The organism is Streptomyces humi (genome assembly GCF_001005085.2).
Lineage (GTDB): Bacteria > Actinomycetota > Actinomycetes > Streptomycetales > Streptomycetaceae > Streptomyces > Streptomyces humi.
Window position 1 is genome coordinate 50,985 of sequence record NZ_LBMU02000048.1, and the last position, 14,194, is coordinate 65,178.

The 14,194-nt window shown below is 69.1% G+C and carries 12 protein-coding genes; 6 read left to right on the forward strand and 6 right to left on the reverse strand.

Annotated elements, in window-relative coordinates:
- Positions 1-139 precede the first annotated feature (139 nt).
- A complete protein-coding gene (locus tag AAW13_RS22360) occupies positions 140-1,195 on the reverse strand; it encodes a hypothetical protein (protein ID WP_046726972.1) in 1,056 nt (351 codons plus the stop codon).
- A 491-nt stretch (positions 1,196-1,686) separates the two neighbouring features.
- On the opposite strand from AAW13_RS22360, the gene AAW13_RS22365 reads away from it, so the two are divergent.
- Positions 1,687-2,082, forward strand: a complete 396-nt coding sequence (locus AAW13_RS22365; protein WP_046726971.1) for a hypothetical protein — start codon at positions 1,687-1,689, stop codon at positions 2,080-2,082.
- Positions 2,083-2,669: 587 nt separating this feature from the next.
- On the opposite strand, the gene AAW13_RS47445 is transcribed toward AAW13_RS22365, so the two are convergent.
- The 3 genes from AAW13_RS47445 to arsM all read right to left on the reverse strand — a co-directional run bounded on the left by AAW13_RS47445 (position 2,670) and on the right by arsM (position 4,377).
- On the reverse strand, positions 2,670-2,795 hold the full coding sequence (locus AAW13_RS47445) for a hypothetical protein (RefSeq protein ID WP_276207597.1): 126 nt from the start codon (positions 2,793-2,795) through the stop codon (positions 2,670-2,672).
- A 222-nt stretch (positions 2,796-3,017) separates the two neighbouring features.
- Positions 3,018-3,287 carry a hypothetical protein gene (locus AAW13_RS46885; RefSeq protein WP_240528691.1) on the reverse strand — a complete coding sequence of 90 codons (270 nt, stop codon included), beginning with the start codon at positions 3,285-3,287 and terminating at the stop codon, positions 3,018-3,020.
- Positions 3,288-3,483: 196 nt separating this feature from the next.
- Complete coding sequence (arsM, locus tag AAW13_RS22380) at positions 3,484-4,377, reverse strand: arsenite methyltransferase (RefSeq protein ID WP_046726969.1); 894 nt, start codon at positions 4,375-4,377, stop codon at positions 3,484-3,486.
- Between the two features lie 108 nt (positions 4,378-4,485).
- On the opposite strand from arsM, the gene AAW13_RS22385 reads away from it, so the two are divergent.
- The 5 genes from AAW13_RS22385 to AAW13_RS22405 all read left to right on the forward strand — a co-directional run bounded on the left by AAW13_RS22385 (position 4,486) and on the right by AAW13_RS22405 (position 8,915).
- Positions 4,486-4,878 carry an ArsR/SmtB family transcription factor gene (locus AAW13_RS22385; protein WP_046726968.1) on the forward strand — a complete coding sequence of 131 codons (393 nt, stop codon included), beginning with the start codon at positions 4,486-4,488 and terminating at the stop codon, positions 4,876-4,878.
- Positions 4,878-5,624, forward strand: a complete 747-nt coding sequence (locus AAW13_RS22390; RefSeq protein ID WP_046726967.1) for an aquaporin — start codon at positions 4,878-4,880, stop codon at positions 5,622-5,624. Before AAW13_RS22385 ends, AAW13_RS22390 begins: the two co-directional genes overlap by 1 nt.
- A gap of 24 nt (positions 5,625-5,648) precedes the next feature.
- The gene (locus AAW13_RS22395; RefSeq protein WP_046726966.1) at positions 5,649-6,077 is read left to right on the forward strand and encodes an arsenate reductase ArsC; all 429 of its coding nucleotides are present in this window, start codon (positions 5,649-5,651) and stop codon (positions 6,075-6,077) included.
- A 772-nt stretch (positions 6,078-6,849) separates the two neighbouring features.
- Entirely contained in the window at positions 6,850-8,511 is a 1,662-nt protein-coding gene (locus AAW13_RS46890; protein ID WP_240528692.1) for a hypothetical protein, read from the forward strand.
- Complete coding sequence (locus AAW13_RS22405; RefSeq protein ID WP_240528693.1) at positions 8,508-8,915, forward strand: hypothetical protein; 408 nt, start codon at positions 8,508-8,510, stop codon at positions 8,913-8,915. Before AAW13_RS46890 ends, AAW13_RS22405 begins: the two co-directional genes overlap by 4 nt.
- A gap of 238 nt (positions 8,916-9,153) precedes the next feature.
- Here AAW13_RS22405 and AAW13_RS22410 read toward each other — a convergent pair whose 3' ends face one another.
- Together AAW13_RS22410 and AAW13_RS22420 are read right to left on the reverse strand one after the other, a co-directional pair.
- Positions 9,154-11,442: a HEAT repeat domain-containing protein gene (locus AAW13_RS22410; RefSeq protein ID WP_143145029.1), complete on the reverse strand. Its 2,289-nt coding sequence runs from the start codon at positions 11,440-11,442 to the stop codon at positions 9,154-9,156.
- Between the two features lie 959 nt (positions 11,443-12,401).
- The gene (locus AAW13_RS22420) at positions 12,402-13,706 is read right to left on the reverse strand and encodes a HEAT repeat domain-containing protein (protein ID WP_046726964.1); all 1,305 of its coding nucleotides are present in this window, start codon (positions 13,704-13,706) and stop codon (positions 12,402-12,404) included.
- Between the last annotated feature and the right edge of the window lie 488 nt (positions 13,707-14,194).

Genomic DNA, 14,194 nt, shown 5'->3' on the forward strand with positions numbered 1-14,194 from the left:
TGACCGGCGCGGGCTTCCGGCGGCCGCGTCAGGGCCTCCCCCGTCGCCCAGAACCGGATGCCGGGCGCCCGCCGGGGTCTACCGCCTTCCTCGTCGTGCGGGTGCACAGGCGGCGGATGCCCGCACCCCTCGTCGAGGCCTACCCGGCCAGGGCGCCGGACGGCGCCCCGGCCGGGCCCGCGTCTGTGTCGAGCCGCTCGCGCAGGCAGGCGAGCAGGACGCCGACCGGCGCCAGCGCCACGGGCAGGAGCAGAAGCGCTACCGCCACCGGGGTGATGATCACGAGGACCCCGGTCACCCACACGTTGTCGTCGGTGGTGGCCAGCATGAGCAGCCCCGCCCAGTGCGCCACGTACGTCCCGAGCCACTTCAGCACCGTGAAGGCGGCGACGACCGCGACCGTGCCCAGCAGGCAGACCCCGGTGGTGCGCAGCCGTGCCGTACGGGTCAGCGTCCAGGAACGGCGCATCGCCGCCGTCGCCGATGAGCGGTCCGCCACCCGTACGGCGGTGGCCAGTGAGAAGCGGGTCAGGAGGACGAACCCGAGGGCCCAGATCACGACGGGCAGGATCCGGCCCACCAGGATGAACTGCGGGGTCGCGGGATCGTGGTACGTGGGCCACACCACCCCGGGCACCATCTCCAGCTGGATGGCGGCCAGGACGAGCAGGCCCGCCAGCCCCGGGACGAGGGCGCACAGCAGCGTCAGCAACTGGACGCGGAGGGCGGCCCCGAGGTGCGGACGGGAGCGGCACCACAGCGCGCGGAGGGTGAGAGCACCGGGGGCCGTGACGGCGTCGGCGCCCGACGCCGCGCGTTCCCGCGCGTACGCGGCGGTCACGGCCTGGGCGGTGAGCAGCCAGGCGACCAGGACCACGGCGACGAGGAGCAGCAGCGGGTACACGCCGAACGCGACCTTGACGAGGCTGCTCCACTGGTCGGCGTAGGCGACGTAGGAGTCCTCGTTCTCGATGGAGGACTCGGCGTCTCTCCTGGCCGCCAGGAAGAGCCCCCACGACGCGGCGAACCCGGCTGCCACGGTCCCCCCTCCGACAAGCAGCGCCGCGGCGCCGGCCACGGCCGCGGAGCCGAACACGGGCCGCCGCTCACGGCCGGTGATCCGCAGGGCCTCGGCCACGACGGGAGCACCGGCCCGGCGCCCGTCCGAGCCGACCCCAGAACCGCCGCCCGCCATGTCCGCACCGTTTCTCCGCACCGTTTTCCGGACCCTTTCTCCTCGTGCCTTCCGGTGACGCCGGATCACACGGTGTCCGAACAGGCCTACCAGGCCGACGAGTTCGAGGTCGTGCCGACTTCATCTTCGCCGACGCCGTGGGGGCCGGCCGCCGTGCAGGTGCGCGTGTGCCTCGCCGTGGACCAGAGCAACTGCCCCCACGGGAAGTCACGATAATCGCAGTTCTGCAATTACGCTGATCTTTTCGCAGAAGCGAATGATTTTTTGACTTTGTCCGTTTGCGGGCGATTCCACTGCTTACATGATCATCTTACTTGACCTTGAGTATTGCTTTGTTATTCACTTACCGGGTTCACATCGCCGCCAAGTCTCTGGCCTGGCCTGGTGCGACGGCTGTTATCCGAAAGAAGTTGCGCCATCAACGATATGGGGCGCGACGGGGTGCGGACGGCACCAGGTGCTCATACAGAGACCGAATCAGGGGGAAAATCATGCTCAGTCTCCGCAAGGCCTTCACAGTGGCTGGACTGGCCACCGGTGCGATGGCGCTCGCCCTCACGGGAAACAGCGCCTACGCGGCGGGGTCCGCCTACCTGCTCTACACGACGGATGACAATCCTGGGGGCGACCTGGACTGGTGGGGCGCCTATTCGGGTACCCAGGACAAGTGGGTCGTGTGTGACAACCAGGCTGATGGCTATGCCGCCAAGGGCACTGTGACCTGGTCGGGTGGCTCGACCACCCTTTATGCCAAGTCGAACGGTGACTGTACCTACTCCCCGGACAGCTGGAACCTGGCCGAAGGGACGAAGGTCACACTCAAGGTGTGCCTGAACAACGCGGCGGAGGGCGACCGTTACTGCCACACCGCCACCTCGTCTGCCTGATCGGGGAACTTTTCAGGTATTCCCTTCGACGCATTTACCGGACAGCGCAAAGCGGCAAACCGTCGTGATTGCGTTTGACCACAATCAAAGGGCCGCCCTGTGAAGCCGACGCCCCCTTGTCCTGATCCAGGCAAGGGGGCGTCGTCCCTTGGCCCTGCGTTCTGGGGATCGCCCGCCGCCCCCGCTCGCAAATCCCGCTGACCGCCATAGGCCGGAAGAACCGGCCGGCCTCCGCCGCCGGGATGTCGGCCTCGGCAACCTCCACATCCGGATCCCCGTCGCCGAGCCGGAGCGGATGAACGGGCGGCGTGGAAGGCTAGTGATCACCATGCACAGCGAGAAGCCCCGAACTCGCGCGCTCTCGGCTCGGGAAGCGACGGCGCTCGGCCGGCCACATGGTTGTCACCCAGCGGTCATGTGGTCTCAGCGCCCGCCTCGCGAAGCGAGGTTCGCACCGCGGTCGACCGCTACCAAAGGCACGCGGTGGGCACGACGCCGTGATGCATGTCGACCGAGCGGCGGCGTCGCGACCGCACACAGCGACGTCGTGCTCCGGTCTCCCGGGCCTCCACCGATCCCGACTCTCCTCAGGTGAGCCCGCCCTGGCGGATGCACCAGAGGCACGGTCCCGCGAGCGCCACGGCCAGTCCGGTGAAGATCGCGGTCTCGATCCACTGGAACTTCCAGTAGCGGTCCGCGGGTTGCTCGGTCACCTGGACGTGGAGGTCCCCCCTTGGCGAGGCAGACGGGCATGTCGTCCAGCGACTGCTTCGCGCAATCCTGATACCAGGAAGTGCGGCCGACCTCCTTGCCCCCGAAGTCGAGCAGCGCGCTGGTCGACACCACCCAGGGCCCGCCCGGCACGGTCAGTCCTCCGATGTCGCCGTACCTGCCGATCTTCGTCATGCTGCGGACGATGATGCTCCTATTGGTGGTCAAGCGGTTTGGAGCCAGTTGCGGTAGGCGTGGGTGAGATCGTCGAGTCGGCGGGTTCCGTGTTCGATGTCGGAGGTTCTGGTCGGCCAGACCCCGAGGTACCGTACGGCGGCGGTGATGGTGATGTTCCTGGACTGCCGCAGCGGGCGTAGGTCGGCGATGCCGGGAACGTTGACCGTGCTGGTCAGGCAGCGGAAGATCTCGCGGGCGACGGCTCGTTTCAGGGGGCGGATGCTTTCCTTCTTCGTCCGTCCGGCGGCGCTCCGCATGCGCTCGGGGTTGCCTCCCGCCGTGATCAGCAACTGGGCCGCAGCACTCGACGGCGAAGCACCAGCGGAAGCTGGCGAAGGGGATCGACGCCGAGGTGCGCGCACAGCTCCGGGAAGCGGCGCCTCAGCGAGGCGTACGCAAGGCATGAGGCTGCGGCTGCGGCTGCGGCTTGCGGTGTCGTCTGGCAGTGCCTGTTCAGCCCTGGCAGCCGCATCCCGCAGCGGTCTTGGCTCTGGCCACCGTGGTCGAGGGGTCGTCGGCCTGCTCGTCCGAGGTGCAGCACGCGGAGACACCGCAGCACGAACCAGCTGTCGTAGCTGAACGGCTCTCCTCGACGGCGCCGGAGGGCTTGGCCGCGCGGACGATGGCGGAGTGCATGCCGTCGGCGACCGGATGCGTGGGGGTGATCTCGATGTCCGTGAACCCGGCGGCGGCCAGGCCCTCGCGGTACTCGGCGAAGGACAGAGCGCCGGCGATGCAGCCGACGTAGTCGCCGCGCTCGGCGCGCTGTTCGGGGGTGAGGGTGTCGTCGGCGACGACGTCCGAGACGCCGATACGGCCGCCGGGCCTCAGGACGCGGAAGGTCTCGGCGAAGACAGCGGGCTTGTCGACGGACAGGTTGATCACGCAGTTGGAGACGACCACGTCGATCGTGTTCGCGGGGAGCGGTATCGCCTCGATGGTGCCCTTGAGGAACTCCACGTTGGCCACTCCCGCCTTCCTCGCGTTGGCGAGCGCCAGGGCGAGCATCTCCTCGGTCATGTCCAGCCCGTACGCCCTGCCGGTCGGGCCGACCCGGCGGGCGGAGAGCAGGACGTCGATGCCGCCGCCGGAGCCGAGGTCCAGAACGCGATCGCCCTCGCGGAGTTCGGCGACCGCGGTGGGGTTGCCGCAGCCGAGGGACGCGGCGACGGCTTCGACGGGCAGGACGGCGCGCTCGTCGTCGGCGTAGAGAGTGGCGCCGAAGTTCTCGTCGACCTCGACCGGCTGCGGCCCGCAACAGGCGGCGGCACCCTCGGTCACCTGCACGGCTGCCGCGGCATACCGCCGCCGGACGGTCTCGCGCAGCTCGATGGACTGCTCGCTCATGACTCACTCCCAGGTGAGGCGGGGGCACGGCAGCACCCCGGAACGGCCTGTATTGACGTTCATTGATGCAACCTTGCGCCTTGGATCGAAGAACGTCAACATAGAGGTATGTCGAATCAAGAGCTTGAGGTGCTGGGCCAGGACACGGCCTGCTGCCCGGGGCTGACCTCCTCACCACTGGACGAGGACCAGGCCGCCGACCTGGCGAAGGTCTTCAAGGCCCTCGGGGATCCGGTCCGGCTCCGCCTGCTGTCGATGATCGCCTCACGCGGGGAGGGCGGCGAGGTCTGCGTCTGCGAGCTGACCCCGGCCTTCGACCTGTCCCAGCCGACGATCTCCCACCACCTCAAGCTCCTCCGGCAGGCCGGACTCATCGACTGCGAGCGCCGCGGTACCTGGGTCTACTACTGGGCACTCCCGAAGACACTCGACCGGCTCGCCACCCTCCTCACGACCCCGTCGACCGCGTCGACCGCGTCGACCGCGAAGACTCCGGCGTGATGGGCGCCCCGCTGCGACGCCGCGTCCTGGCCGAGGCCGTCGGTACCGCCGCACTGGTCGCGGTCGTGGTCGGTTCGGGCATCCAGGCCACCGAACTGTCCCGGGACGTCGGCGTCCAGCTGCTCGCCAACTCCCTGGCCACCGTCTTCGGACTCGGCGTCCTCATCACGCTGCTCGGCCCCGTCTCGGGCGCCCACTTCAACCCCGTCGTCACGCTCGCGGCCTGGTTCACCGGTCGGCGCACGGACGACGAGGGGCCCAGCGGGCGGGACGTCGCCGCGTACGTCCCCGCCCAGATCGCGGGGGCGATCGCGGGTGCCGCCCTGGCCGACGCCATGTTCGGCAAGCCGCTGGCGCGCTGGTCGACGCACGACCGCTCGGCCGGTCACCTGCTGCTGGGCGAGACCGTGGCCACCGCCGGCCTCGTCCTCCTGATCTTCGGCCTGGCCCGAGCCGGCCGCGACCGCTTCACCCCGGTGGCGGTGGCTTCGTACATCGGCGCCGCGTACTGGTTCACGTCGTCCACGTCGTTCGCGAACCCGGCGGTGACGATCGGCCGCACCTTCACGGACACCTTCGCCGGCATCGCACCCGCGTCGGTTGCCCCGTTCACGGCCGCACAGGCCGGTGGCGCGGTACTCGGCCTGGTGCTCGTGGCAGCGATCTTCGGCCGCCCGGCTCCCGCACAGCCCGACACACCAACGGTTCACGGCGAGTCCGAGCTCGCCGCACCCGCGCTCCCCTGACCCACCACCCAGGAAGACGTCACCATGCCCAGCGCTCCCGCCGCCGACCGCCCCTCCGTCCTCTTCGTCTGCGTACACAACGCAGGCCGCTCCCAGATGGCCGCCGCCTTCCTCGCCCACCTCGCCGGAGACGCGGTGGAGGTTCGCTCGGCCGGCTCCGCCCCCGCGGACACGGTCAACCCCGCCGTCGTGGAGGCGATGAGCGAGGTCGGCATCGATGTCTCCGCCGAGACCCCCAAGGTCCTGACCACGGAGGCCGTCCAGGCATCGGATGTGGTGATCACGATGGGATGCGGCGACACCTGCCCCGTCTTCCCCGGCAAGACCTACCTGGACTGGAAGTTGGACGATCCGGCCGGGCAGGGCGTCGACGCCGTACGCCCCATCCGCGACGAGATCGAGCACCGCATCCGCACTTTGCTCGCCGACCTCGATACGCAAGCCAGGGCCTGACACACCCCACCGCGTGAACTCCGGCTTTGCGCATGCGACTTCACCGAGACCCTTAGCGCTTGTGGCGCAGGCCACAGAAAATGCGTCCCGCCATTCGAGACAGTCGAGGCGCGAGGTGTCCAGAGTGACGCCCGAACACCCTTGATGCGACCACTTGACGTCGACTTAGGGCACGCGGAGGGCACGCAGCCCTCGAATTGGACTAGACAACAAACAAACCCCAGGCCGTTGACCTGGGGTTTCGATCTGGAGCGGGTGACGAGAATCGAACTCGCGCTCTCAGCTTGGGAAGCGAGGGCGCTTGCGAAGCCGGATGGCCTCTGACCTGGGCATACGTGCTCTGGCGTGACGCCCTGGAGCACAGGATCGCACCGTTGTTGACCGTGGTTTACCGGTCTTATGGGCACGCTATGGGCACGCCGTCGGGTTGGAGGTGCGGAGGCCCCCTCTTGGTGGCTGACGTGCGGCCGAGCCCTGGAAGTGAGTGTTTGCCTGGAGGCTGCCGTTGCGGGAGTACATGCGTTCTTGACGGGAGCGGAATCCGGCCAAAGCTCGCCCATGAGCGGCTGCTTGAGCACGTTGTCGCGTTTGTGATCTGGTGCTGTCCCGGCTGCGCCGTGAAGATTGCCCGCCATACTGAGGAACCGGGGGGCGGTCAATGGGGTTGGGGTGGGGGTCGCGAGTCCGGGAGCGGGGCGCGGAGCAGCCGGTCGACGGACCCGAGGTGCCGGTTCAGGCCGGCCCTTCGGCCGCGGAGGAGTCTCACGGTCAGGTGAATCCGACCTCGTCGGAAGTGACCAGGCTGCTTTGCCAGGCCGTGTACGCGCGCCCTGACCGCATCAGAGCGGTTAAGGCGTGGTGGCGCAAGGTCCGAGGCAAGAGCGGCAAGGCGGACAAGCCACGGCGCAGTACACGTCGGCGTATCTACCTGGAGGGCAGTGACGACTGCCCTCCGCTGGGAGAGCCGATGGCACGGTGGGTGATGGATCACGTCCTGCACGGGTCGCCGCTGCCTGTCCCGTCGTACGGGTTCGACCTCGTGCCGGTGGTGGCGCACAGCCTCCGCGCGCGAAGGCGGTGGTGGTTGCGGTGGCTGGGCGTGCTGCTCGTAGCCGCGGCTCTGGCGTACCTCACGCCACGGGCCGCCGTCGTGTGGAGCGCTGCGGTCCTGATCGGTCTGTTGATGCGGTGGGCCGCGCTGAGGGCGACACGGAAGGTGAAGAAGTCACGGCTGGCGCCCTCTCCCAGGTCCGCGTACTTCGCGCTGTGCGTGCCGTGGGTGCTCGCGGTTGTCCCTTACGAGCCGACCGGAAGCGAAATGGTGGGCCTGCGGCTCGGGCTGCTCCTGCTGCCTTTCGCGTTCCTGTTGGCGACGGCGCTGGTGCACGCCGGTGACCGGTTGGCGGCCCGGGCGGCCCTCGCGGGAATCACACGTGCGGGAGTGTCGTCCGACCGGCTGCCGTGGGCGGCTCCGAAAGCTGCGCGTCGGGTGTCCCGGCTGGGGAGCGAGCAGACGTGGCTGGAACTGCCGTACGACTATCCGGAGCGCTTCGTCGGCGCCGGACGTGACGTCTGGGGCGCCGCCGATATCGGCATTCCGCTCGTACCCAAGGATCCGGACGAGTCGGTCAGGCGGTTCGGGGAATGGGAGCTACTACGGCGTATGGGCGCGGCCCTGAGAGAACTGGGACGCGGAGCGCGCGAGATCACTGATCCGTTGCCAGGTCTGACCGTGACGGAGGTGCAAGGACTGCCTGCCCCGCTGTGGCTGCAGCGCACCCGTGTGGCGAAGCTGGAGCTGCCGAACCTGCGTGGCAGGGGGCGCCGGTCGCCGTCGAGCGTGCCGGACCGGCTGTATCTGCGTGCACAGTGCGTCAGCTGGGACGGTCAGGTCGTAGTGAGCGTCTTCGTGCACGCCGCGCTGGAGGCGGGAGAACTGCGACTCACCGTCCGACCGCACGTGATGACGCCCCTGTACAACGAACTACGGGGGACTTCCACTCCGGTCTCCAAGCGCGGGATCCGCCTGCTCGGCTGGGTTGCCACACAAGCGCTCCTGGACGCTGCGTCAGGGCCGCTGACGGTCTGGCGAACCGTGACCCGGCTCGGGCGGGGTGAGCAGGATGAGAACGACCGCGAAGAGGAGATGGACCTGGTCAGCCTGCGTGACCGGTACTCCACCGAGGAAGTCACCGACATGCACCAGAGCGACGACGCCAAACGGCACGTCGTGCTGATGCAGACGTGCATTTTCCGGACCGTCTCCGAGTACCTGGAGGAACTGGGCGTCGACACGGCGCCGTACGAGCGTCAGGTCGCCGCGGTCATCACCAACATCCAGGTGTATGGCGACAACAACGCCCCCATCCAGAACGTCGCGGGCAGTGACATCCGCGATGTGGGCCAGAGCAACGGAACCCAGGGAGGCAAATGATGATCACGGGTCGCGGCCGCCGCGAAGGCGAGAACCCGGCTTACGCCTCTGGCATTCACATCGGAGGCAGCAACAACGCTCCGAACCAGAACGTCGTGGGTCAGAACATCTCCCATGTACACCAGTCCGCTTCCGTCCAGGGAGCCGTCGACATCGAGACCGTCCGTGGGCTCCTTGCGTCCTTTCGTACCGAAGTCGACCGCAACCAAGGAAACCTGGACCATGCAGTGGCGTTACGCGCGATGACCGACACAGTCGATGCCTCTCTGGCCGCGCCCAATCCTCAGGCACGCGCCAGCGCGCTCCGAGGAGTCGTACAGGCACTGCCCGCGCTGGTCGCGGGAACCGTGGTCGAGCAAGGTGGTGAAGCACTCGTCCACGCCATTGCCGGCTGGCTGAGCTGAAGTCCAGTGCCCCCTCGCGGCGAGCGTTCTTTCCGGGAAGGAAGGTGTGCCAGGGCCTCGGAGAAGGACCACTTCGACCGGTACGAGCCAACTTGGCGGAGGCTTCTGCGATCTCGGCCGCTGTCAGGAGCCCGCCCACGACTGAGCTACGACGAAGGCTCCGACCGAGATCCGGTCGGAGCCTTCGTCTGCCCAGGTGGGCGAGGTTGTGGACAGGGATAAGCACCGTCGGCTGAGATCAACTCTGAGGGTGGTGACTGGAACCGCTTAGGGGGAGTCCGGCAGTTAGTGTCCGCAGGACCTTCCGGGCCTCAGTGCGGAAGCGTTCGTCGTCAAAGATGATCCGGTCCTGGAGGCCAGCGCCCACGATGCGCCGGTCGCCGTCCGCAAGGTTGCGAATCAGGTCGAGCTGAGCGGCGGTGAAGGCTGTCGGGCCGAGCGCGACGAAGGCTTCCAACACGGCCGAAGCGGAGCGCGCGTACGAGCCGGGTCGGGCTGCTGCCAGGACGCGGTCGGCCAGGGCGGTCCGGGCGAGCCCGGCGGGGGTGTCGGCCTCGGGATAAACGCTGGTCAGGACGAGCACGAGAGCGGGGGAGAGTTCCGGATCGTCCAGCAGCGGCAGGAGGTCGGGGACGAGTGGCTCGGCTGCGGGACCGAGTAGGCAAGCGACTTCGGCGGCGCACTTCACCGTTGCCTGGCCCCATGCCTGGGAGGCCCAGGCGAGGCCCTCCTTGATCACCGGAAGCACCGCCTGCTCATCCCTGGTCAGCTCCCAGACCAGCGCTGCGGCCCCGAGCGCCGCCCTGATCACCGGCACGGTCTCGCGCGACTGCGCCGGTTCCGCCAGCAGTGTGTGCAGCAGCGGCAGCAAGGGACGAGCGGCCTCCTTGAGCGCGGCGGCCGCGGTGACGGTGTGGTCCAAGCCGTTGCCTCGCTTGGCCAGCAAGCCGGAGAGTACCGAGATCAGGACGTCGGCGTCGCCGGTCAGGGAGTGGAGTGCGCTTGCCGCTGCCTGGCGCGTGGCCAGAGGTCCCTGTCCGGCTTGGGCTCGCAGCGCCTCGATCACATGGGCGTCGGCCTGGGGATCGGCCACGATGGCCAGGGCGCGGCTGACTGGGAGCGGATGACGCGGCAGCGCGGCGAGCAGCTCCGGCAGGCCGGCCCTGGCCGGCCTGCCCCAGGCGGCCAGCAGCCCGCTCAGGTAAACCGGTTCATTGGTCGCGGCCAGTCCGCCGTCGAACACCGATCTGCGCTCGTGGGATGGTTCGGCGGCAAGCCGGACGCGTATCGCGGCGAGCAGTTCGGGATCGTAAGGCAGCGGCGTCCGGTCCTCACTGGGCGTGTGGGTATGACCCGGCGTACGGGTCTCACCGGTCGCGAGGCGATACGCGGCCTCCAGCGCGCGGGGCCGCTCGGGCAGGTGGCGGGCGAGCAGCCGGGTCGCCTCTGGGGCGCCTAGGCACACCAGCGCAGCGAGGGCCTCGTCGGCCGATTCGCCATCGCCCTGCGCGAGGGCAAGCAGGGCCGGGACCGCCTCTGAGGCCGGCTGACACCAGGTTCGCAGCAGCGGGATCACGTCGGCCACGGTGGCCGGATCGTCGAGCAGGGGGAGCAACTCGGGGAGCAGCCGCGCCGGGGCGGTTCGTGAGCGGCGGGCGAGGGACTCGGCGGCCCACCGCGCCTCAGTGATGGCGGCCTGCGCATGCTCGCTCCCCTGAAGCCGCAGCGTCACGGCCCGCCCAAGCGCGGAGCGGACCACGTCGATGGCAGTGTCGGCCTCGCCGCGCGCTTGCAGGGCTTTGGTGAGCGCCTGCAGCGGCTCCCGCTCCCACAGGGCGCCGAACCCGTGTCGCTCCAACGGGACCAATGTCGTGACGCGCGCGGTCGCGTCCGTGTTCCACGGCAGGTCGCAGTCGGCGATGGCCAGCAGGGCCGCGACCTGAACCGGCGCCGGCTCGTTTCCGGCGAGCACCGCGGAGCACAGCTCCTCGGCCGCATCGGGATCCAGGAGCGCGCAGGCCGTCAGCACGTCCGCGCGCACGATCGGATCGCTCTCCGCCGCCCAGCGGGCCCGCAGCGCCGCACGCGCATCGGGGCCGGCCGCCGACCGGCACTGGGCCAGCGTCCACGCTGTGGTCCGCCGCACCTCGCGATCGTCGTCCGCGAGCAACGGCAGGAGCAGTCCCAGCTGCGCTGCAACGGCGCCGCGGGCCGCGCCGGGCACCGGCAGATCGTGCTCGTCGACGCTCTGGGCGATCACACCGAGCATGCCCACCAGGGCGCTCCGGCGCACGCCTTCGACAACGAGTCGCGCGAGGAAGGGCACCGCGGGCGCTGTCGCCGTGTAGACCGTGCCCTGGTGCACGATGCTGCTCCACAACTCCTGCTCCGCCTCGGCGGCAGTCTCCTCCACCGGGGACGCGAGATCCCGAAGCAGCGCGGGGACGTCCTCCGCGGAGCCGTAGGCATGGTGAAACTGTGCCCAGTCCACCTGGTCGAGGCCGACAAAGACGAGGGGGAGATTCATGCCGCGGATCATGCCACCTGGAACCGACAACGATCGGCTGTGCCCGCCTCGGCAGCACGACCGAGGCCGCGGCTCTGGGGCGGGACGCGTTGACCCGGATTCGCCAGGTCAGAGGGCCGGTATTGGTGTGCAGGTGAAAGCGCCGCCAACCATACTCGGCGGGTGTCCACGATTCCGCGCCGCCCGTCGAGGCGGCGGTTCCGCGATCCCCGGCGGACCGCTTACGACTTCCTGCCTGAGATCAGCGTTGTCTGTCCGCGGTGCATGCGGAGTGCCCTTGTACGGCCCGCTTCCGATCCGGAACCCGGCCACCGTCCGTTCTTCGCCCCGCGACGGCTCACCTGCCCCCACTGCGGCCTCACGAAGGCCCACGCGCGTCGTGAGCTGATCTTCCCGCACGGCACCGCACACGGCATGACCGACCCGTACTTCGGGCTCCCGCTGCTGTTGCAAACCGAGACTCGCCACGGCTGGCTCTGGGCCTACAACCCGCAGCACCTCACTCTCATCCACGACTACGTCGCCGCGACCCTGCGCGAGCGCGCCCCCCTGGTACGACACCGGGCAGAAGATGACGCTCATCGCCCGCTTGCCGACCTGGATCAAGCACGCCAAGAACCGCGGCGAGGTGCTGCACGCTATCGCCCGCATCCGGGGTGGTTCGCTCTGAGCGGGCAGAAAGGGCGCGGGAGCAAGCTCAGGGACCTCATGCAAGATCACGGCTAACACCGCTGGGCCTCACACCGGGGCCCAGAGCGCCTACCCCTTGGCAAGGACATACGCGAGTGTCGCCGCCCGCTCCGCCATCCCCTGCTTCCACGGCGTCCCGTCCTCCTCGGCGATCTCCCGCCGGACGAGCACGGGAAGCGTGCGCCGGCCGGAAGGATGCCGTTGCGGGAGCACATCGAGGGCAGGGATTGTCGAGCACGGAGCATCGGCGCGATCCTTGCCGCCGTGACTCAGATGCGGTAGGCGCCCGCCGGTACGCCGTGGGCGACACCGTACGGAGTCAGGGCGATGACGCCGGTGCCGCGTGACGGTGTGTCGGCGGTGACGTCGAGTGGGCTTGCGGCGCCCAGGGAACGGGCGATGTCCGGGGCGAGGTCGTGAGCGGTCCACCGCCACTCGTCCTCGTCGTCCTCGCTCTCCTGCGCAGGGTCCCAGTCGGGGTGCAGACCCAGTTCCATGCGGCGTGCTCGTTCGTACGGCAGCGGCTCGCCGAGCGTCAGCAACTCGTCCTCCGCCTCGCCGGTTTCGCCGTAACGCCGGATCACCGTGCCATCCTCGGCAACAAGCCAGGCGGAGCCGTCGCCTTGGCCGCCGTAGTAGTACGCCTGGGCCCGGCCGTAACGGACACTGAGTTCGGTGCACAGACGCAGCACGTCCTCACGGCGCTCCTGACCGTGCGGGTCGCACCAGGCGCCGAGGACGAGAGTCCAGCCATCGAGTTCCGGGGTGACGAAGACCCGTTCGTAGCCGGTGTGTTCGTCCGTGTCGCAGCCGTGGCCGTCTGCGTCAACGATGTCGTTGCCGAGCGCGAAGGTCACAGGCCGTGCGGCGGTCAGGCCGAGGACACGCATGATCCCGGCCTGGTCTCCGCCGGGGACGGCCATCCAGTGGTTCCAGCAGGCCCACAGCGGTTCGGGGCGATCGTCCCGGAGCTTGATGCGGATGAGTCGCTCGATCGCGGCCATGTCGGCGCGCGACAGCGCCGGTTCGCCACCGAGTTCTGCGAGTACGGTCAACGCCCGCGCCCGCTGCCGGCCCGGCCCCCGCTCCCGAACGTGCCGGAGCAGCGGAAACACGTGCTCGCCTGTTCGGATCAGAGTGTCCTGAGCCTGCCGCGCGACCCGTTGGTCCGGGTCGCCGAGCAGCGGCAGCAGGACGGCGGCCGACTGGCCGGCCTCGCCACAGTGCTCGATCCCACGGACGGCCTGACGGCGCACGAGCGGCGCGGGGTGAGTGAGGGCTGCGGTGTAACGGTCGAGAACGGCCACGCCGAGCTGGGAGAACGCGAAGCCGACTCGCTTGCGGGACTCCTCGGTGGACGCGGAGACGAGCCCCTGGAGCAGACCGTCGAACCCCGCCTCCCCGATCCGCCCCAGTACGGCGGTGATCGGCCGCCAGCCCACCGGGGACTCCGCGTCCATCACCTCCCGCACCAACTGCTCCACCCCGTCGGCGCCGAACGTGACCAACGCGTCTGCTGCTGCCTCGTACCGGTCTGACCTGCCGAGGTCCCGTATCAGGTCGGCATTCACCACGTGCCCCTCCAGCAAGGTCGACCCGGCTTCCGAGCGTCATGATTCCGCAGGGGTCTGACATTGGCTGAGCGGTCCCGCTACTCGCACGTGCCCCGGGCAGGCTGTTCGTCCAGGAATGCCGCTCCGTGATGCGGTCGTGGTGTGCCACCTACCGGACTGGACAACGAACAAGGCCCAGGTCTCGGACCTGGGCCTCAATTCTGGAGCGGGTGATGAGAATCGAACTCGCGCTCTCAGCTTGGGAAGCGACGGCGCTTGGGCAACTCGATACCTGCTGACCTGGTGTTATGCGCGCTCACATGGTATCCGAGGAGACGCGATCGCACCGTTGTTGACCGTGGTTGACCGGCTTTAAGGGCACGCTATGGGCACGCCCTCGACTCGGAGGCGTGGGAGAGTTCCACTCCGTGCTCGTGGCCGCCCAACTCATGGAAGCCGGCAGCAGTCGGACGGCGCCCCTTGCAGAAGCACACCGAAAATGACTCAGC

Excerpts from the sequence above, each read along its gene's own strand:
- AAW13_RS22360 (WP_046726972.1), bottom strand. The coding sequence starts at position 1,195 with ATGGCGGGCGGCGGTTCTGGGGTCGGCTCGGACGGGCGCCGGGCCGGT.
- AAW13_RS22365 (WP_046726971.1), top strand. The coding sequence starts at position 1,687 with ATGCTCAGTCTCCGCAAGGCCTTCACAGTGGCTGGACTGGCCACCGGT.
- AAW13_RS46885 (WP_240528691.1), bottom strand. The coding sequence starts at position 3,287 with ATGCGGAGCGCCGCCGGACGGACGAAGAAGGAAAGCATCCGCCCCCTG.
- arsM (WP_046726969.1), bottom strand. The coding sequence starts at position 4,377 with ATGAGCGAGCAGTCCATCGAGCTGCGCGAGACCGTCCGGCGGCGGTAT.
- AAW13_RS22385 (WP_046726968.1), top strand. The coding sequence starts at position 4,486 with ATGTCGAATCAAGAGCTTGAGGTGCTGGGCCAGGACACGGCCTGCTGC.
- AAW13_RS22390 (WP_046726967.1), top strand. The coding sequence starts at position 4,878 with ATGGGCGCCCCGCTGCGACGCCGCGTCCTGGCCGAGGCCGTCGGTACC.
- AAW13_RS22395 (WP_046726966.1), top strand. The coding sequence starts at position 5,649 with ATGCCCAGCGCTCCCGCCGCCGACCGCCCCTCCGTCCTCTTCGTCTGC.
- AAW13_RS22405 (WP_240528693.1), top strand. The coding sequence starts at position 8,508 with ATGATGATCACGGGTCGCGGCCGCCGCGAAGGCGAGAACCCGGCTTAC.
- AAW13_RS22410 (WP_143145029.1), bottom strand. The coding sequence starts at position 11,442 with ATGAATCTCCCCCTCGTCTTTGTCGGCCTCGACCAGGTGGACTGGGCA.